General features: G+C 29.6%; 20 protein-coding genes and 2 tRNA genes. 15 read left to right on the forward strand and 7 right to left on the reverse strand.

Features of this window, described 5'->3' with window-relative positions; all coding sequences use genetic code 11:
* Positions 1 to 9: 9 nt before the first annotated feature.
* Together AQ1685_RS17895 and AQ1685_RS17900 are read right to left on the reverse strand one after the other, a co-directional pair.
* Positions 10 to 690 carry an HAD family hydrolase gene (locus AQ1685_RS17895; RefSeq protein ID WP_095074403.1) on the reverse strand — a complete coding sequence of 227 codons (681 nt, stop codon included), beginning with the start codon at positions 688 to 690 and terminating at the stop codon, positions 10 to 12.
* 2 nt (positions 691 to 692) lie between these two features.
* Positions 693 to 1,415 (reverse strand): SDR family NAD(P)-dependent oxidoreductase, encoded by a 723-nt coding sequence (locus AQ1685_RS17900; protein WP_095074405.1) that lies wholly within the window; start codon positions 1,413 to 1,415, stop codon positions 693 to 695.
* A gap of 66 nt (positions 1,416 to 1,481) precedes the next feature.
* Here AQ1685_RS17900 and AQ1685_RS17905 point away from each other — a divergent pair, with 66 nt between their 5' ends.
* A complete protein-coding gene (locus tag AQ1685_RS17905) occupies positions 1,482 to 1,694 on the forward strand; it encodes a hypothetical protein (RefSeq protein ID WP_231970210.1) in 213 nt (70 codons plus the stop codon).
* Here the strand turns inward: AQ1685_RS17905 and AQ1685_RS17910 are convergent.
* Positions 1,691 to 2,608 (reverse strand): ion channel, encoded by a 918-nt coding sequence (locus AQ1685_RS17910; protein ID WP_157730275.1) that lies wholly within the window; start codon positions 2,606 to 2,608, stop codon positions 1,691 to 1,693. The two genes, AQ1685_RS17905 and AQ1685_RS17910, sit on opposite strands and share 4 nt — an antisense overlap.
* 21 nt (positions 2,609 to 2,629) lie before the next feature.
* Positions 2,630 to 3,190, reverse strand: coding sequence for a DNA-3-methyladenine glycosylase I (locus tag AQ1685_RS17915; protein WP_095074409.1), 561 nt, complete (start codon positions 3,188 to 3,190; stop codon positions 2,630 to 2,632).
* A 95-nt stretch (positions 3,191 to 3,285) separates the two neighbouring features.
* Here AQ1685_RS17915 and AQ1685_RS17920 point away from each other — a divergent pair, with 95 nt between their 5' ends.
* From AQ1685_RS17920 to sppA, 3 genes are all read left to right on the forward strand, one after another.
* A complete protein-coding gene (locus AQ1685_RS17920) occupies positions 3,286 to 5,346 on the forward strand; it encodes a protein-disulfide reductase DsbD family protein (RefSeq protein WP_095074411.1) in 2,061 nt (686 codons plus the stop codon).
* Between the two features lie 74 nt (positions 5,347 to 5,420).
* Positions 5,421 to 5,831 (forward strand): DUF6146 family protein, encoded by a 411-nt coding sequence (locus AQ1685_RS17925; protein WP_095074413.1) that lies wholly within the window; start codon positions 5,421 to 5,423, stop codon positions 5,829 to 5,831.
* A 49-nt stretch (positions 5,832 to 5,880) separates the two neighbouring features.
* Positions 5,881 to 7,629: a signal peptide peptidase SppA gene (gene sppA, locus AQ1685_RS17930; protein WP_095074415.1), complete on the forward strand. Its 1,749-nt coding sequence runs from the start codon at positions 5,881 to 5,883 to the stop codon at positions 7,627 to 7,629.
* An 805-nt stretch (positions 7,630 to 8,434) separates the two neighbouring features.
* Here the strand turns inward: sppA and AQ1685_RS17935 are convergent.
* Entirely contained in the window at positions 8,435 to 9,193 is a 759-nt protein-coding gene (locus AQ1685_RS17935; protein ID WP_095074416.1) for a hypothetical protein, read from the reverse strand.
* Between the two features lie 100 nt (positions 9,194 to 9,293).
* On the reverse strand, positions 9,294 to 10,547 hold the full coding sequence (gene metK, locus AQ1685_RS17940; RefSeq protein WP_095074418.1) for a methionine adenosyltransferase: 1,254 nt from the start codon (positions 10,545 to 10,547) through the stop codon (positions 9,294 to 9,296).
* Positions 10,548 to 10,902: 355 nt separating this feature from the next.
* On the opposite strand from metK, the gene AQ1685_RS17945 reads away from it, so the two are divergent.
* The 6 genes from AQ1685_RS17945 (at position 10,903) to AQ1685_RS17970 (ending at position 13,877) form a co-directional block, all read left to right on the forward strand.
* A complete protein-coding gene (locus AQ1685_RS17945) occupies positions 10,903 to 11,220 on the forward strand; it encodes a thioredoxin family protein (RefSeq protein WP_095074420.1) in 318 nt (105 codons plus the stop codon).
* 117 nt (positions 11,221 to 11,337) lie between these two features.
* Complete coding sequence (gene trxA / locus AQ1685_RS17950; protein ID WP_095074421.1) at positions 11,338 to 11,655, forward strand: thioredoxin; 318 nt, start codon at positions 11,338 to 11,340, stop codon at positions 11,653 to 11,655.
* Between the two features lie 66 nt (positions 11,656 to 11,721).
* Positions 11,722 to 12,648: a DUF58 domain-containing protein gene (locus tag AQ1685_RS17955; RefSeq protein ID WP_173862370.1), complete on the forward strand. Its 927-nt coding sequence runs from the start codon at positions 11,722 to 11,724 to the stop codon at positions 12,646 to 12,648.
* Between the two features lie 66 nt (positions 12,649 to 12,714).
* Positions 12,715 to 12,788 (forward strand) — tRNA-Asp (locus AQ1685_RS17960).
* A 134-nt stretch (positions 12,789 to 12,922) separates the two neighbouring features.
* Positions 12,923 to 12,996, forward strand: a tRNA-Asp gene (locus AQ1685_RS17965).
* A gap of 125 nt (positions 12,997 to 13,121) precedes the next feature.
* Positions 13,122 to 13,877: a ThiF family adenylyltransferase gene (locus AQ1685_RS17970; RefSeq protein WP_095074423.1), complete on the forward strand. Its 756-nt coding sequence runs from the start codon at positions 13,122 to 13,124 to the stop codon at positions 13,875 to 13,877.
* Here AQ1685_RS17970 and AQ1685_RS17975 read toward each other — a convergent pair.
* Positions 13,874 to 14,632 carry a response regulator transcription factor gene (locus AQ1685_RS17975; RefSeq protein WP_095074424.1) on the reverse strand — a complete coding sequence of 253 codons (759 nt, stop codon included), beginning with the start codon at positions 14,630 to 14,632 and terminating at the stop codon, positions 13,874 to 13,876. The genes AQ1685_RS17970 and AQ1685_RS17975 overlap by 4 nt on opposite strands.
* Before the next feature lie 161 nt (positions 14,633 to 14,793).
* Here AQ1685_RS17975 and AQ1685_RS17980 point away from each other — a divergent pair, with 161 nt between their 5' ends.
* The 5 genes from AQ1685_RS17980 (at position 14,794) to AQ1685_RS18000 (ending at position 19,901) form a co-directional block, all read left to right on the forward strand.
* On the forward strand, positions 14,794 to 15,474 hold the full coding sequence (locus tag AQ1685_RS17980; protein ID WP_095074426.1) for a hypothetical protein: 681 nt from the start codon (positions 14,794 to 14,796) through the stop codon (positions 15,472 to 15,474).
* A 482-nt stretch (positions 15,475 to 15,956) separates the two neighbouring features.
* Positions 15,957 to 16,781: a prephenate dehydratase gene (locus AQ1685_RS17985; protein WP_095074427.1), complete on the forward strand. Its 825-nt coding sequence runs from the start codon at positions 15,957 to 15,959 to the stop codon at positions 16,779 to 16,781.
* The gene (locus AQ1685_RS17990) at positions 16,778 to 17,935 is read left to right on the forward strand and encodes a pyridoxal phosphate-dependent aminotransferase (protein ID WP_095074428.1); all 1,158 of its coding nucleotides are present in this window, start codon (positions 16,778 to 16,780) and stop codon (positions 17,933 to 17,935) included. The genes AQ1685_RS17985 and AQ1685_RS17990 overlap by 4 nt, the downstream gene beginning before the upstream one ends.
* Positions 17,936 to 17,942: 7 nt before the next feature.
* On the forward strand, positions 17,943 to 18,806 hold the full coding sequence (locus AQ1685_RS17995; RefSeq protein ID WP_173862371.1) for a prephenate dehydrogenase: 864 nt from the start codon (positions 17,943 to 17,945) through the stop codon (positions 18,804 to 18,806).
* 12 nt (positions 18,807 to 18,818) lie between these two features.
* Positions 18,819 to 19,901: a bifunctional 3-deoxy-7-phosphoheptulonate synthase/chorismate mutase type II gene (locus tag AQ1685_RS18000; RefSeq protein ID WP_095074431.1), complete on the forward strand. Its 1,083-nt coding sequence runs from the start codon at positions 18,819 to 18,821 to the stop codon at positions 19,899 to 19,901.
* Positions 19,902 to 19,917: the final 16 nt, after the last annotated feature.

A 19,917-nucleotide genomic window follows, 5' to 3' on the forward strand; every position in this document is an offset into this window, starting at 1 on the left:
TCTTGTTTTTTAGTTTATTTTAAATATTTCTTCTGCTTTATTCAAATCAAAGCTTGTCCAATCTTCAATATGATATAATACCTTTTGTTTTTTAAAATCCTCAACATTTCTTTTATTTACTCCAACAAAATGTAACCCTAAATTCTCTGCTGTAGTAACATCCCACAAACCATCGCCAAAAGATATAATATGATCGAAATCTGTTACATTATAATATTTCTTTGCTTTATCTATTGCAGAAGAAACAATTCCTTCTCTTGTATAAATTTGATTTGAGGTTTCTAAAACTTCTTCAGAAAATATTATGCCAGCTTGTTCTAACTTTAATAATGCAGGCTGAAATAATGAGCCTGTAGCAAAACAAACTCCGTAGTTGGTTTCTTTCTCAAAAAAATCTACAATCTTTTTTGCTCCTAAAACCTCTTTTGAATCGGGATAAGTAACAAAATGATCTGTCATAACTTTTTCGAAATCTTTAAGTAATTCTAAAGAAAAGTCTTTTTGAAAAACTCTTTCAAAATTAGTTTTAACTATATAACTATCCGTAGCATTCGCATAGTTTCTCCAATCTGTATCTACATTTTTAATTCCCATATTATCCATAGCAAAAAGCAATGAATCTGTATGCTTTTTTTCACTACTTGTTAAAGTATCATCGATATCAAAAACAATTAAATTCTTTTTTTTCATTTTTAAATTACTTTTTTAAGTAACCAACTTGGTATTAATTTTAAAGCGAAAGCAATAATACACCAACGTTTAGAAATATAAGCCACTCTTTTCTTTCTTTTTATAGCTTTAAATATTTGCTTTGTTGCTTTTTCTAAACTAACCATCCAAAATATCCCATCTCCTAAAGCCATTGCCGTATCTACAAAACCAGGACGTATATCTGTAACAAACACTTGATTACTTTTTATTGTTTTTGTTTTTATATACAGACTTTCTAAGTAAGATTTTTGATATGCTTTAGATGCAAAATAAGCCGGAGCTGCTCGATTTCCTCTTAGAGAAGCGATAGAAGAAATTCCTACTAAATGTCCAAAACCTTGTATTCTAAATAAATTATAAGCTAAATCATATAGTTTAGTAACACCTAATACATTGGTTAAAATTGTTTCTTCTTCTTTATCCCAAGATAATTCTGAATTCACATGTCCTGTTCCAGAAGATTGGATAACAACATCAATAGTTTCAAACTCCTCTACAATTTCATGAAATACTTTTTCAACTTCACTTACTTGCTGAATATCATTTTGTTTAATTATGATTTTCTCTGGATAGGTTGCTTTAAGTTCTTTTAGTTTTTCTAATCTTCGTCCAGTAATTGCAACTTTATATCCATCTTCAACAAATAAATTCACTAAAGCTTTACCAATACCCGAAGTTGCGCCAAAAATTACTGCTTTTTTCATTTATTTAGTACTTTTGTTAAATGTACAAAGAATGTACACACTCTAATATATTTAACACACGATTTTATGCTAATTATAGCTTCTAAAATGTTTACTACAGGTAGAATAGTTTTTGCCGCATTCTTTATTATTGCTTTTACTGCTCTAATGATATTTAGTTATAAAAAAGATGCTAAAAACAATAAAAAATATTACCAAAACGCAGCTCTTTATGTTGCTCTTGGTATTATTGTTACGATAGGACTTTTATTCCTTTCGAAGTATTTAGTGAGAGGTTAAAGTTTTTCTACATCACTAAGCTTGTCGTGATCTAGAACCGTGTATCCTTCTTCGTCAAACCCAGAAGACGGAGCATATTTTACATCCGTTTCTACTTGTGAAAATTTGTAAGATGTTGCTTGATATACTGTTTGCCCAAATGATTCTTCGTGATATTGAATTAATATATACAAACCAGCATCTAAGTTTTTAATTTCTTTGTTAGATAAATCATATAACGGACTTTTTTCATCTATAATATGAACGACCGTCCATACTGTAGGTAAATACATAATCTTATTACGCTCTAAATCTAAAGCGAAAAAACTCCTTTTATACTGACCGTTTTCATCTTTCTGATTTAAGGATAGCGTTACCGTTACTTTCGGCTCAATCATTATTGTTTTTCGGCTATTCATTAATCGAAACATTAAAGCTCTTCCTCCATTAAATTCTCTAACGATTAAATTCTTACTAAAACGAATGGCTGCTTTAGGTCTAGAAAATCGACCATAAAGTAATCCAGTTACAAAAGCAAAACTCACCAAACCAATTAAAGCTTCGAAGGCCGCAATAATATTCGCTGTTAATCCTTTTGGCGCAATTCCTCCGTAACCAACAGTTGTTAAGGTTTGAGCACTAAAGAAAAAACCATTTAGAAAATCTCTAAAAGTATCTCCTGTAGATGGTGTTATTTGTTCTATTCCGATGAGTATATATATAATTCCGAAGAAAATATTTAATACGGTATAACTAAGAACAACTATAACAAAAAACTGAAACCAAGTTAAGCTGATAAAAAAACTATATAAATCATCGACACCAAACTTACGATTGATGTGAATAATATTAGAACTTCCATCTTTATTGATAGTTCCTTTTACATTTTTAGCTGATTTATAACCAAATCCTGGATCTTTAGTTTTTTTAGCCATAATTTTTAACATATGATTACCTTAAACTTCATTATACCTAAAACAATCTGTTGTATGATCATTTACCATACCTGTAGCTTGCATAAAAGCATAAATAATTGTCGATCCTACAAATTTAAAACCTCTTTTTTTAAGTGCTTTTGATATTTCATCAGATAAAGGTGTAGTTGCTGGAACTTCTTCTCTAGTTTTAAAATTATTCTTTATTGGTTTTCCATTAAAGAAGTCCCAAATATATTTAGAAAAAGAACCATACTCTTTTTGAATTTCAATAAAAGCTTTAGCATTGGTTATAGCTGCTTTAATTTTTAATTTATTCCTTATAATTCCTTCATTTACGACTAATTCATTGAATTTATCTTCATTGTAATTAGCAATCTTCTTGTAATCAAAACCATCAAAAGCCTGTCTAAAATTCTCTCTTTTTTTCAAAATGGTAATCCAACTTAAACCTGCCTGAAAAGATTCTAAAAGTAAAAACTCGAATAATGTTTCATCATCGTAAACAGGAACTCCCCATTCTTTATCATGATATTCAATATATAGTGGATCATTGCTAACCCAAAAGCAACGTTTTTTCATTGTTAAAATTTGTTTTAAATTTAACAAAAACAGGGACAAGTCTATTATTTGAAAAAAGTTATTTTTACAAATCGTAGCTACAAATTTAAAACACAATGAAAAAAGCTTTTTTTCTATTCGCTATATTAATCAGTTATGTTGGTTTTTCACAAATCTTAGATCCAGTAAAATGGAAAACAAAAACTGAAAAAATATCTGACAACGAATATTATTTAATTTCTACTGCCACAATTGATGGGGGATGGCATTTATATGCACAAGATATTCCTAAAGGAGGACCAAGACCTACTATTTTTTCTTTTACTCCTAATGACAGCTACGAACTTATAGGAAAAACTTCTGAAGAAGAAGGGATTACTGAGGATGACAAAGTATTTAAAATGCAAATCAAATACTTTGCTAACAAAGCTACATTCAAACAAAAAATACGTTTACTTAAAGAAGATGCTAAAATTGAAGCTAATGTTCAGTTTATGGTATGTAATGACACTCGTTGTTTACCTCCTCGATCTGAAGACTTAACGTTTTTCACTTCTGAAAAGAGTAAAGCCTCAGCTGTTAAAAAAGTAGCTAAAGTGGCTGATTTAAGTGATGACGAAGCTAACGGAATGTTATATGGATTATCTAGCAGCGATATTAGAGAACCTTCTGTAGACTTAAATACTTTAGGTACAACAAACAACAATACTTCAATTGAGAAAAAAAATGATAATGCTTCTTTGTGGAGTATTTTTGGTTTAGGTTTTTTAGGAGGTTTACTTGCATTGTTAACCCCTTGTGTTTTTCCTATGATTCCACTTACTGTTAGTTTCTTTACTAAAAAAGATAGTTCTAAAGGCTCTGGAATTTCTAAAGCACTTTTATATGGATTCTTTATTTTGGCTGTGTACTTATTACTGAGCATACCATTTCATTTGTTAGATTCTATTAATCCTGATATTTTAAATGAAATTTCAACTAATGTTTGGCTAAACGTAATCTTCTTTATTGTATTTGTTTTCTTTGCTGGATCATTTTTTGGTTTTTATGAACTTACATTACCTAGTAGCTGGACTAATAAAACTACTGAAGGAGAAAATTCTGGAGGGATAATTGGTGTATTTTTTATGGCTTTAACTTTAGCTATAGTTTCATTTTCATGTACTGGACCGATTTTAGGTTCTTTACTTGCAGGTTCCTTATCTTCTGATGGTGGTGCTTGGCAATTAACTTCAGGAATGGCAGGTTTTGGAGTTGCATTAGGACTTCCTTTTACTCTTTTTGCTATGTTCCCAAACATGTTAAAATCACTACCTAAATCTGGTGGTTGGATGACAACCGTTAAAGTTGTTTTAGGTTTCTTAGAATTAGCCTTAGCATTTAAATTTTTATCTAATGCAGATTTAGTAGCACACTGGAATATTTTAAAAATTGAACCTTTCTTAATTTTATGGATCTTAATTTTTGCTGGTTTAGCTTTATATTTATTTGGGTTAATCAAATTTCCGCATGATTCTCCTTTACAAAAAATTGGTTTCTCTAGAATAACTTTCGGAATTTTAGTAGCTGCTTTTACAGTTTATTTAGCTTCAGGATTTATGGTTAACAAAGAGACAAAAACTTTTTCATCTTTATCTCTTTTAAGTGGTTTAGCTCCACCTGTGGGTTATAGTTATATATACCCTAACAAATGTCCTAATAATTTAACTTGTTTCAAAGATTTAAAAGAAGGTTTAGCTTACGCTAAAAAAACAAATAAACCAATCATGTTAGACTTTACAGGTTATGCTTGTGTAAACTGTAGAAAAATGGAGGAACATGTATGGCCTACAGAAAAAATAGATAATGTATTGCGAAACGATTATGTTTTAATATCTCTTTATGTTGACGATAAAAAAGAGCTTCCAAAAGAAGAACAAATTGTAGTGAATAGAGTAAACGGAGGTACTAGACAACTTTTTAATTACGGACATAAATGGTCGCACTTTCAAACTGTTTTCTTTAAGACCAACACACAACCCTACTATGTTTTATTAAGTTCCGATGGAAAACAAATTTTAAATACACCTGTAGGTTATACTCCTAATGAAGATGAATATTTAAATTGGTTACAAGACGGTAAAGAAAAGTCGAAAAACACACTTAATAATTTATTTAATCAAGTAGAATTTAATTAAATAACAAAACATTAACAATACAAAATCTATAGGCATACTCTTAAATTATGTATCTTATAGTAAATGTATTCTATATGAAGAAGTTACTTTATTATATTTTTTTAAGCTTTACGGTTATTTTTGTAGTTTCGAACTGCACAACAACTAAGTCTATTCGCAAAACTGACACTAAAGAAGAGCCTGTTGTGATAAAAAACGATAGCTTAGAGTATGAAATTATAATTTTAGATATTGGTTTTAATCAATATTTAATTAATGTAGCGCAACCTGTTGGTTATTATACTCAAGCATATTTAGAAAATAGAAATCGTTTTTTAGTACCGATATGGAATGCGAGAGTTTCTAACCCTACTCGATTCAATCCAAATATTTATCAAACAATCATAGACTATGATCCTCATATCAATTATGGATATGATGTAAATTATAAACTATTTCATTATTTTCAGTTTGCTCAACGAAAGTACCGCATGTCTCTGAGATAATTAACCCCTTAAAAAAGCGTATATTTGTACGCAATTATTATTACTTAAAATGAATTTTTTACGAAACTTATTAGCCGCAATTTTAGGTTTTTTTATCAGCCTATTTTTAATTTTTATATTATTTGTTGGAATTGCTTCTTTAGCAGGAAAACAAGAACCTATTGTTGTAAAACCAAATTCAATTTTAGAGTTGGATTTAAGCTCAGCTATAAAAGATTATGCTCCAGATGAAAAAAATCCAATCTTAGAAGCTTTAGAGCTTGATGAAACTAGATTAGCTTTAAATAAAATTTTTAATGCCTTAGATAATGCTCAACTAGATGACAATATTAAAGGAATAAGTCTAAATTCTACACTTGTAAATGCAGGTTTTGCACAAACACAAGCATTACGAAAAAAACTTGAAGAATTTAAAGAATCGGGGAAATTCATATATGCTTATAACGATGTTTATACTCAAAAAAATTATTATTTGAGTTCTGTTGCTGATAGTATTTTTTTAAATCCAGTAGGACAAATTGATTTTACAGGCTTATCGTCTGAGATTTTATACTATAAAGACTTTGAAGATAAATATGGTGTAAAAATGGAAGTTATAAGACATGGTAAATATAAAAGTGCTGTTGAACCTTATTTAGAAAACAAAATGAGTGATGCCAACCGTGAGCAAACCACTTCTTTTTTAAAGTCTATTTGGTCTGAAATTACTTCTGAAATAGCCAAATCAAGAAACATAACAGAGAGAGAGGTAAATAATATTGCTGATGAATCTAAAGGTAGAAATGCTGAATTAGCTCAAGCCAACAAATTAATTGATTACTCTATTTATCAAGATGAATATGATGAAAAATTAAAAAAAGCAGCTAACGGAAAGTATTCGACTATATCACTACAAGATTATATTAAATCAGGAAAAGGGAGAAAAACTTCTTTAGCAAAAGATAAAATCGCTGTAATTTATGCACAAGGCCAAATAATGTATGGAGAAGGTAATGAAGAAATTATTGGACAAGGCTTAATAAACAAAGCAATAAAGAAAGCAGTTAAAGATAAAAATGTTAAAGCTATTGTTCTTAGAGTAAATTCTCCAGGAGGAAGTGCTCTAGCTTCTGATTTAATCTGGAGAGAGTTAGAATTAGCAAAAAAAGAAAAACCGTTAGTAGTATCTATGGGTAACTTAGCAGCTTCTGGAGGTTATTATATTGCTTGTAATGCTAATTTAATTGTAGCAGAACCTACCACAATTACTGGTTCTATTGGTGTGTTTGGCGCTATTCCAAATGCTTATGAACTTTCAAAAAGAATGGGGATTAATGCTGAACAAGTTTCTACAAACGAAAGCGCACAATACAGTGTTTTTGAACCTATGAATAAGAAATTTTATGATGTTACTAAAGAAGGTGTAGAACAAATCTATAAAACATTTGTTAACAGGGTAGCTGAAGGAAGAAAAATGACTTTTGAACAAGTAGATGCTGTTGCCCAAGGTAGAGTTTGGTCTGGTAAAGAAGCAATATCAAAAGGATTAGTTGATGAACTAGGAGGTTTAGATCATGCAATAAATGCAGCTGCACAACTTGCTGAGTTAAAAAGTGATTATAAAATTAAAAACTATCCTAATTATAAAACTGATATTAAAGAAATGTTGAAGTTTTCTCCTTTTGGAAAAGTCGATAAAAATGAAATTTTAAGAGAAGCTTTAGGAGATGAAAATTATCGTTTATTTAATCAAATTAATGAATTAAAGAACTTAAAAGGTATACAAGCTAGAATGCCATATATTTTAGAAATTAAGTAATTTTAATTGAATTATATAAGTCATATTTAGTAAAAACTACAGATAAAAAGCAGTGAAATCACTGCTTTTTTCTTTTTAAAAGAAAAAGCACCTATACAAAAAGAGCTTTAATCTAGAATTTAAAAACATGTTTTCCAGCACTTTATTTCTTTGACACTTTTTATCACCTCAAAAAACATTCAATAAAACAATTATTAATATACTTTTGGATTAACATTTATTTTTATTAATAAGTGGGAAAATCACACTATGTTTTAAAAGCGCTATGAAATGGGGGAAAAAATTTATTTATATCACACCAAAAAAATTGCTTGAAAAAGATAAACTGAAAAGATTACTTCAACCAAAGTAAATCTAAATTCATAAACAAGGTTTTTAAATCAAAACCTTGTTTTTTAATATTAAAAAAGACCACATTTAAAAAATGTAGCCTTTTTCTTTCTCTCTCTTCATCAAAATATCTTAGTGATGAATTGCATAACTTGCCGCTTTTGCTGATTCAATTAATACTTTTATTGCTTTTCTTAAAAGTATTCTAACTTTAATAAGTAAGATTTTCCCCATAATAGTTCTGTTTTAATAATCCCCTATGATTAATTCAAATACAAAATTACACTACTTCTTCTAAATAAAATTTAAAATTTGTAACAGAATATAAAAACACAAAAACCTGATAAACAAAATATTAGATGTTTCCGGACTTACAATTGTAACATCTTTAAAGATTACTATTTAAGTTTTAATCAAAAAAAGAGCGAGATTATTATCTCACTCTTTTGAAGTTATTAAATACTAAATATTATTATTAGTTATAAGAAAAATTTACTGCAGAAGTTTCTGAAGAAGAACCTGAATTTAGAACTGCAATTGCATTAATTGGATAATTATCTTGATCGTAAGTATAACTAATATCTATAGTAGCTGATACATTACCATTTTCGTCTTTATAAATAAACTTAATCGGATTATTCATTGGTAATAACTCACTAGCTTTAACTAATTCTGATGCCTGAGGATTCATACTAAAATCTAATTGCACTTTATCTAAAACTGCAATCACACCAGCAGCTTCTAAAGTAGAAAAATACATATTTGGAGCTTCATCATAAATAATGTCGGCAGTTAATTCTATAGTTTCGTATTGCCCTGAATTGTAATTATATACTTCCTCTTGAAAAGAAATTTTTGATGGGTTTCTGTTGTCGTCATAACTTACAACCTGACCTAACTGATAAGCATTGTAAGGCGATTGAAATAATTCTTCAAGATTTAAAGTTTCACTCAATCCTTGTCCAGAAATGTTCAATAAATCTCCCGTATTTGTATATTGAATTGACGTAGCTTCTCCATCAAAATCAGAAGATACTCCTGTCAATTTACTATTACCGTCATAACTGAAAGAAGTCGTTAAACTTTCTCCATTCTGGTTTGTACTTATCTTTTTCAAACGCTTTTTTACAGCATCATTATTCATATCATCAAAATCATCAGATACTGAGTTACTACAACTAATAGTACATAAAGAGATGGTTAGTGCTGATAAGAAATAATTGATTTTTTTCATAGTTAACAAATTTTATAATTAAAGATGCAAATAAACGAAAAAAGTCTAGAAAAAAGTTATTTTCTAGACTTATTAACATTATAGTAATGTCAAATAATTTTTATAAACTAAAAGCTGATTTTACTTGATCTACATAGTCTAATTTCTCCCATGTAAATAGCTCTACATCCAATGTTTTTTCTTCTCCATTTGGCTGAATAAATGTTTTAGACACTACTTCATTTACTCTTCCCATATGTCCATAAGCAGCTGTTTCACTATACATTGGAGCTCTAAGTTTTAATCTAGATTCAATTGCATGAGGTCTCATGTCAAAAATCTCAGAAACTTTACTTGCGATTTCACCATCATTTAAATCAACTTTTGAAGTTCCGTAAGTATCAACAAAAATACCCATTGGCTCAACAACTCCAATAGCATAAGAAACTTGAACTAAAACCTCGTCCGCTACACCAGCAGCAACTAAGTTTTTAGCAATATGACGTGTTGCATATGCAGCACTTCTATCTACTTTACTTGGATCTTTTCCTGAAAAAGCTCCTCCACCGTGAGCTCCTTTTCCTCCGTAAGTATCAACTATAATTTTTCTACCAGTTAAGCCTGTATCTCCATGAGGTCCACCAATAACAAACTTCCCTGTAGGGTTGATATGATATTTAATATCTTCATTAAATAACTTTTGGATATTCTCTGGTAACTTCGCTATTACTCTAGGAATTAAAATATTTTTAATATCTTCTCTAATCTTACCTAACATTGTAGCATCGTCACCAAAATCATCATGCTGTGTAGAAACCACAATCGCTTCAATTCTTTGAGGTACATTGTTATCAGAATATTCAATAGTAACCTGACTTTTTGCATCTGGTCTTAAATATGAAATTTCTTTACCTTCTCTTCTTAACTCAGCTAATTCTTTTAAGATTAAATGAGATAAATCTAAAGCCAAAGGCATATAGTTTTCAGTTTCACTAGTAGCGTAACCAAACATCATACCTTGATCACCAGCTCCTTGCTCTTCTTTTTTAGCTCTATCTACTCCTCTATTAATGTCATCTGACTGTTCGTGAATTGCAGAAAATACTCCACAAGAATTTCCATCGAACATATACTCACTCTTAGTGTAACCTATTTTGTTAATTACATTTCTAGCAATCTTTTGAACATCTAAATAAATATTAGACTTCACCTCACCTGCTAAAACAACCTGACCTGTAGTAACTAAAGTCTCACAAGCAACTTTAGATTCTGGATCGAAGGCTAAAAAATTATCAATTAAAGCATCACTAATTTGATCTGCAACTTTATCTGGATGTCCTTCAGATACACTTTCTGATGTGAAAAAATATGACATGTTATTTTTTTTTCGTTTTGGATTAATAAACTTTTTCTGAGGAAGTTGTCGTAAAATGTAGCAAACATTACTGTTTTAGCATTTTTTTACGAGGTCGCAATCAGAACAAATATTTCCTCAAAAAAATCAGCGTCAAATTTAATGTATATTATATCATTATTAAAATTTATCAGCGTTTATCTTTATAAAATTAATAAATTCAGCAAGAAAACTCAATAACCAACAAAAAGTAAAACAAACATTTCTCTAATTAAGACAAAAGAAACTTAAAATGTACTATATCTTTCCGATCAGGAAAACGTTTTCTAAACTTACAAGCTTATAATTTTCACTCTATAAATAAAGCTATATTAAAATGATATTAGAAATAACAGACTCATCATTTGAAGTACAGGTATTAGACTCAAAAAAAACTGCAGTAGTTTGTTTTTGGAGTACCAAAAGTAAACCATCTACAATAACGCGATCAATTATTGAAGAAATTAGTATTGAATATGACAGTAAAACCGTCTTTGGCTGTATAAATATTGACGAGAATAAAGAGCAGGCAAGTAAATATGGCATTAAAAATATTCCTGCTGTTTTAATCTTTAAAAATGGAAAACTATTTGTTAGAAGCGTCGGAGTTGTTCCTAAAAAAACATACATCGAAGATATACAGACTTTACTTTAACTAAATTTCTTATTAACAAAATCAATTGACACATAAGAAAAACCAATTTAAACACTATTGAAAAAAGTGAAATAAATTATTACATTTGTAGACATTAAATACATAAAAGACAAAAGAATGGCATTAGAAATTACAGATACATCATTTGAAGAAGTAGTATTAAAATCAGACAAACCGGTTTTAGTTGATTTTTGGGCTACTTGGTGTGGGCCATGTAGAATGGTTGGACCTATTATTGATGAGATTAGTAGCGAGTATGAAGGTAAAGCTATTGTTGGTAAAGTAGATGTTGATGCTAACCAAGAATTTGCAGCTAAATATGGAGTTCGTAATATTCCTACTGTATTAGTTTTTAAAAACGGTGAAGTTGTAGCTAAGCAAGTTGGTGCTGCTCCTAAAAAAGCATATACTGACAAGATTGACGCTGCACTATAAATTTTATAGAAAAATTAAATAAAAAAGGTTTGACGAATGTCAAACCTTTTTTATTTTTAAAAACTTATGAATATACAACTTTCATCTCTTCAATCTTCAGAAATAAAAAATTTAGAACTTCTTGCCAAACAAGTTGTAGAAGGTTTTATAACTGGAATGCATAAAAGTCCGTTTCATGGGTTTTCTGTTGAGTTTTCTGAGCATAAATTATATAATAAAGGAGAAAACACAAGACATATTGATTGGAAACTTTTTGCTAAGACTGAAAAATTATACACCAAGAAATATGAAGAAGAAACCAATTTGAGATGTCACATCATTATTGATAATTCTTCATCAATGCATTATCCTGTTAAGCAAAAACAAAAGTTTGGTGATCTTAATAAAATAGGATTTTCTTGTGTAGCTGCTGCATCTTTAATAGAAATCTTAAAAAAACAAAGAGATGCTGTTGGTTTAAGTATTTATTCTGACACATATGAGTTTTATGCTCCTGAAAAAGGAAGTGAACGTCATCGAAAACTTATTATTAATGAACTAGAAAAGACATTAATATCTCAAGCTAGTTCTAAATCTACAGAAACATATAAATATCTTCATGAAATTGCAGAAAAAATTCACCGTAGATCTTTAATTTTTGTGTTTACAGACATGTTTCAAACCAATAAGAATCAAGAGGAATTATTTAATGCACTGCGACACTTAAAGTACAACAAACACGAAGTTGTTCTGTTTCACACTTATGATAAAAGGTTAGAATTGGATTTTGATTTCGAAGATGGACCTAAGAAGTTTATAGATATCGAAACCAATCAAGAAATAAACCTTTATCCTGATAGTGTGAAGGATACATACAAAAAAAATACTGAATCATTCTTTAATAATTTAAAAAATGAATGTTTACAGTATAAGATTAATTATGTTCCGGTTAATATACATGAAGGATATGACTCAATCTTAACAAGTTACTTAGTGAGTAGAAGAAAAGTATAATTTTTTTAAATTATTTTTTTGCATAAATAGAAAAAGATTATATATTTGCACCCGCAATACTGCAACGGTCTGGTAGTTCAGCTGGTTAGAATACATGCCTGTCACGCATGGGGTCGCGGGTTCGAGTCCCGTCCAGACCGCAGAAAAGCTTCTCAATCGAGAAGCTTTTTTTATTCTTACATTTTACACTTAAAACCTAACTTCACCATTTTTTTTCAATAATTCTTTATCTATTTAAAAAAAAACAGTAAGTTTGCACCCGCAATAGCGCAACGGTCTGGTAGTTCAGCTGGTTAGAATACATGCCTGTCACGCATGGGGTCGCGGGTTCGAGTCCCGTCCAGACCGCAAAAGCTTCTCAATTGAGAAGCTTTTTTTATTCTTATAATTTCCCACTACTCTTTTAAATAACTATACTTTTGTGTAGTTCTTTCCTTCCTAACAGATAATATCTTTGTATAAAATCCCAAAAAATGAATGAAAGATATATAAGGAATAGACTCTATTTAAATGATCAGGAACAAGAAATGATTAAAAATTGCTCAATAATCCTTGGAGGTTCTGGTATTGGCAGTACTATTGCCGAATGTGCTTTACGTTTAGGGTTTGAAAAAATTACTATTATAGATGGAGATCAAGTAGAATTATCTAATCTTAATCGTCAGAATTATACAGAAGATGATATCAACATTGATAAAGTAGAAGCTATTAAAAATAGATTACTTTCAATAAATTCTAATGCAGAGATTAATGTTTTCAATGAGTTTATTACTGAAGATAATATTAAAGGATGTATAGAAGGTCATGAAATAGCCATTAACGCATTAGATTTCTCTTCAGAGATTCCATTACTCTTTGATGAAATTTGCCAAGAAAATAAAATCCCAGTACTTCATCCTTACAATTTAGGCTGGGGCGGTTTAGTAACCGTTATAAACCCAAAAGGTTTATCTTTAAAAACACTGAAGAGAAACAACGAAGAATTTAATGAAGTAAATGTTGTAAAATACGCTACTAGTTATTTAAAATTTTGGGGAAATCCTCACGATTGGATAGAAGAAATTTTAGACAAATACGTAAATGAAAAAGAAATTTTACCTCCACCTCAACTTTCTATTGCGTCTTGGTTTGTTGCTGCAATTTGCACACATTTATTATATAATATAGCCACTAAAAAAGAGTATAAAGAATTCCCTGAATTCTATTTATCAACAATAATGAATAATTAAATAAGCCTGTTATTTGTTGCGTACGCGATTGCTTCAGATATATTTACGACTTCTAACTTATCAAATAATTTTCTCCTGTGAAATTTTACAGTATCAGGAGACACAAAAATAGCTTCTGCAATTTCATTAATTGTATAACCTCGTATTGAAAACCTCAGAATTTCACTTTCCCTACTAGTCAGTTTAATTTTCTCAGTTGTTTTCCAAAAGTCACCTTCTAAATCGTACTTAAATATTTTATTATCTCCTTTTTTATAAACTTTAATATTCCCTGAACTCTGTTCTGCTGATAACGAAATAATACAGAGAGCTTTCCAAATCTTACCATCATTAGTTAAAAACAAAGGAGTTAACTTTTGATTGATTAAAATAACTTTCCCTTCGTTGTTCTTTAAATGAAAATCATAAGATATGGTGTAATTTTTTCGTTCCTCAACAGGAATTTTCTCATAAAAGTCAAAACCAATTGTATTTATTTTTAACAGTAAATCTAAGTCGGGTTTTGTTACATACTTAAAGTAAAAAGCGTAGCCCATTCGTTCTACTTCTTTTGCAGTATGTCCACATAAGAAAAGCGGATTATCTGAAACATATTCAAATCCTTTCTTCTCATAATCTATAATATAAATACTTTTATAAGTGGTTCTAGCAAAAGCCTTTACCGGTTCTAGATAATCAACTGTTTGCCTTTGATCATCATCAGAAACATCGTTAACGGTATTTTTGCTATAGAAAAAATCATTAACATTAGCCATAATAGGAGTTTGGTTGGTTATCTCAAATATAATTCTTTTTTATTTGGCAAATTTTCAGAACTACACTTTTGTGTAGTTTGCTACATATCAAAACATTACTACACTCAAGTGTAATACATTTCTATTGATCTGTAGATAGCTTTAGAATAAAATCACTTACCATGTTATCAACTAAAAACTATCTACAAAAACTAGAAAAGCATCAAATAATTAATTTAGCAGAATTTATTGTTCATGAAAACTACAATCACCATAGCAATGAAACAATACCTAAAAACCATAAAGAAAAAATAAACGATATCTTCCATGAAGAATTAAACTATTTTAAAGATTCCCTTGTCTTTGTTTCAAAAGATATTACAGGTACTATTAATGGTGCAATTCGTATTTTAAAATGGAACTTTAAAGATAAACTACCGATTCAAAAGATTTTTGGAATATATCCATTATTAGCTATTAAAAAAGACTGTATTAATCATATTTTCCATATAGGTCGTTTTGCTATAAAGAAAAATACCAGAAACATTAATCTATTCAAGAAATTAATGATTTGTGCAATAACACCTATTTGTCAACATAAAAATAATATTGCATTTGCAGAATGTGACAGTAAACTTTTACGGGTTTTACATTTAATAGGAATAAAAGCAGAAGTAATAGGAAAATCAAAATACTATTTAGGATCTGAAACTATCCCTATAGCTTTACCTTATGAAAGCTTAATAGATTTCTACCACAAGAACAAGACTATTATAACAAACAGTACTTTATCATCGATCTCCCAACCACTATATAAAAAATCAATCTCCACTACATTAGAAACGAATCACCCTTTCATGTAATAAATAAAAATCTGTTGTTACAATTCAAAACCTAACCTAATCGACAATCTTAATTTAAATAAAAATTGTTCAAAATTACTTAATATCCTTATGCACCGGCTTATTTTGAAAAAAAACAATGGTTTTCAACCGAAAACTTAAGCTATTAACTTTGTAGTAGTATATATTTTTTATCTAAACTGTTTTAAAACTTATAAATATCTAATTAGTTTTCTGAGTTCTTAAAAATTAAATAGCTTTTTTTATTAAAATCATAAAAATTCAATTTTCGTAAATCAAATATTTGTTTTTATGATTTTAATATATAGATTTGTTTAAAACATTTAAGTTAAAGAATTATGTTACAAAATGTATGGCAAGGTTTTTATTTTTACTTTTACTATTATAGTAAGAGGAGAGGCTTTGTATCATAGATTTAAGATAACATTAAATTATATAAATTATAAAGCCTCGATATTTCGAGGCTTTTTTTATGGATTAAAATGAAAAAAATAGCCATCCAAGGAATAGAAGGAAGCAACCACCATATTGTTGCCGACAAGTTTTATCAAGAAGATATAAGCTTAGAAAAATGCTTGTCTTTTGATGCTCTTGTAGAAAGTTTAACTAGTAAAAAATCTGAGCAAGCTGTAATGGCTATCGAGAACACTATTGCTGGTTCAATTATACCTAACTACGCATTAATAGATAAATATAACTTACATATTTCAGGTGAATACTACTTACCAATTCACCATCATTTAATGGCATTACCAAATCAATCTATTGAGGAAATTAAAGAAGTTTGTTCTCATCCGATGGCATTATTACAGTGTAAAGAATTCTTTAAACAACATCGTCATATAAAATTAGTTGAAGATGTAGATACTTCTGCAATAGCAAAACGAATTGCAGACAAACAGTTAAAAGGTGTAGCTGCAATTGCTCCAAAAATGGCTGCAGATATTTTCAATTTAGAAGTTTTAGAAGATGAAATTCAAACGATTAAAAATAATGCTACTCGTTTTGTAATTCTACAGACATCTAATCCAGAAAACGGAAAAGAAAACATCAACAAAGCTTCGTTAAAGTTTGAATTAGATCATAAACGAGGAAGTTTAGCTGCGATATTAAATGTAATGAGCGATTGTAAACTGAATTTAACTAAAATTCAGTCGTTACCGAAAATCGAAACACCTTGGAAATATGCTTTTTTCGTTGATGTTACTTTCGATACGTATGAAGATTACGCTAAAGCCAAAGCAATTATAGAAATAATGGCTACAGATTTTAAAATATTAGGAGAATATAAAAACGGAAGATCATGATACAATTTGCAGATCGTTTACATACCGTACAAGAATACTACTTCTCAAGAAAACTTAGAGAAGTTAGAGAATTAATGGCTGAAGGAAAACCAATTATTAATATTGGAATTGGAAGTCCAGATTTACAACCTCCTTCAGAAGTTATTAAAGCCATTACAGATGGAATTAACGAAAATGGTGCTCACAAATACCAGAGTTACCAAGGAATTCCCGAATTAAGAGAAGCTATTTCATTATTTTACAAAACACACTACAACACAACTGTAAACCCTTCAAATGAAGTGCTTCCCTTAATGGGGAGTAAAGAAGGAATTATGCATATATCTTTAGCTTTATTAAACGAAGGTGATCAAGTTTTAATTCCGAATCCAGGATATCCTACGTATACTTCTGTTACAAATCTTATTGGTGCAGAAGCTGTATACTATAATCTTTCAGAAGAAAACGGATACCAACCTAATTTTGATGAATTAGAAAGTTTAGAGCTGTCAAAAGTAAAATTAATGTGGATTAACTATCCGCATATGCCAACTGGTGAAAATGCAAAAAAAGACACTTACGAAAAACTAATTCAGTTTGCTAAAAAACATAGTATTCTTATTGTAAATGACAACCCGTACAGTTTCATTTTAAATGAAAAACCAACTAGTATTTTAGAGTTGGACGGAGCAAAAGATGTGACTTTAGAATTAAATTCTTTAAGTAAAACATTTAATATGGCTGGTTGGCGTGTAGGAATGTTGTTAGGAAACGCTAATTTTCTCAACCAAGTACTCAAAGTAAAAACACAAATGGACTCAGGAATGTTTTATGGAGTACAAAAAGGGGCTATAGAAGCTTTAAAAACTTCTAAAAGTTGGATTCAACAACAAAACGAATTGTATAAAGAACGAAAAGCACTTGTTTTTCAATTAGCAGAAAAAATAGGCTGTACTTTTAATAAAAACACAAGCGGGCTTTTTGTTTGGGCAAAGCTTCCTTCAGGAAAAACATCAGAAGAATTTATTGATGAATTGTTATATAAGTATCACATTTTCGCCGCACCAGGAACTATTTTTGGCTCTCAAGGAGAAGGATACATTCGTTTCTCTTTATGTGTAAATAAAGATCAAATTAAAGAAGCTATTAACCGATTGGAAAATCATAACAATTAAGAAAATTATGAATGTTTTTGTAATAGGAATTGGATTAATTGGTGGTAGTTTGGCTAAAGATATTCGAGAGAAATATAATGAAGCAGTACTATTTGGAGTAGACAATAATGAAGCGCATATTAATGAAGCAATTGAAAAAGGTATTGTTGATAAAGGTGCTTCTTTTGAAGAATTAAAGAATGCAGATATTGTTATTGTTTCTGTTCCTGTAGATGTTTCTTTGACTTTAATTCCTAAAGTTTTAGATATTATTTCTGAAAACTGTTTGGTTTTTGATGTAGGATCTACCAAAGAACAAGTTTGTGAAGTAATTAAAGAACATCCAAAAAGAAGAAATTTCTTAGCAACGCACCCAATTGCGGGAACTGAATTTTCTGGTCCTTCAGCAGCTTTAAACAATTTATATAGAGGTAAAACAAATATTATTTGCGAGGTTGAAAAAACAGCTTTTAAACTTCAAGAAAAAGCCTTAGAAATCTTTTCAAACTTAGGAATGAGAATCCGATATATGGATCCTGTTTCACACGACAAACACATAGCTTACGTTTCGCATTTATCGCATATCAGCTCATTTATGCTAGGTAAAACTGTAATTGATAAAGAAAAAAACGAACGAGATATTTTCGATATGGCAGGCAGTGGATTTGCTTCTACAGTTCGTTTAGCTAAAAGTTCACCTGCAATGTGGACACCAATTTTCGAGCAAAACAAAGACAATGTCATAGAAACCTTAACAGAATACATTCAAAATTTAGAACATTTTAAGACATTATTAGAAGAAAATAATTTCTCAGCCATTTACACTGAGATGGAAAACACCAATCATATTAAACAAATTTTAAACGGAATACAAGAAGTAAAACTTCATTAAACGAGACTCACAATGGAAAACAAACAAGAATTAAGAACATGGTTAGATGATTTCAAATTAAATCATCCATTAGTAATAGCAGGACCTTGTAGTGCTGAAACTGAAGATCAAGTATTAAAAATCGCTCACGAATTAAAAGACAGTGATGCTACAGTTTTAAGAGCTGGAATTTGGAAACCAAGAACTAGACCTGGAAATTTTGAAGGTGTTGGTGCTTTAGGTTTAAAATGGTTAGAAACTGCGAAAAAGGAAACTGGAATGTTAACAACTACTGAGGTTGCGAACAAAAACCATGTAGAATTAGCATTAAAACATGATGTTGATATTCTTTGGATTGGAGCAAGAACTACGGTAAGTCCTTTTATCGTTCAAGAAATTGCAGATGCTTTAGAAGGAACAGATAAGATTGTGTTAATTAAAAACCCTGTAAATCCAGATTTACCATTATGGTTAGGAGCTTTTGAGCGTTTCTATACTGCTGGAATTACTAAATTAGGTGCTATTCATAGAGGTTTCTCAACTTATGAGAAAACGAGATATAGAAACAATCCAAACTGGCAAATTCCTATCGAATTACAAAATCGTTACCCAGATTTACCATTAATCTGTGATCCTTCTCATATTGCAGGTAGAAGAGATATCATTTTTGATATTTGTCAAACTGCTTTAGATTTAAACTTTGATGGATTAATGGTAGAAACACACTACGATCCAGATAACGCTTGGAGTGATGCTAAACAGCAAATTACACCAACTACTCTTATCCAAATGATGGAAGATTTAAAAATCAGAAAAGAAACGGATACTGAAGTTGATTTTAAAAATGCGTTAAACACTTTAAGAACTCAAATCGATGTGGTAGATCACCAATTAATCGAAATGATGGGGAAAAGAATGAAGATTTCTGATAAAATAGGTTCTTTAAAGAAAGAAAAGAATGTTGCTATTTTACAAACAAAACGTTGGAACGAAATCTTAGGTAAAATGATTTTAGAAGGTGAAGAAAACAATTTAAGTGAAGAATTTGTTTTAAAGATATTCAAGGCAATTCACCAAGAAAGTATTAATCACCAGAAAAAAATTATTAATAGTTAAAAATTTAATATTTTCG

Source organism: Tenacibaculum jejuense (genome assembly GCF_900198195.1).
Lineage (GTDB): Bacteria > Bacteroidota > Bacteroidia > Flavobacteriales > Flavobacteriaceae > Polaribacter > Polaribacter jejuensis.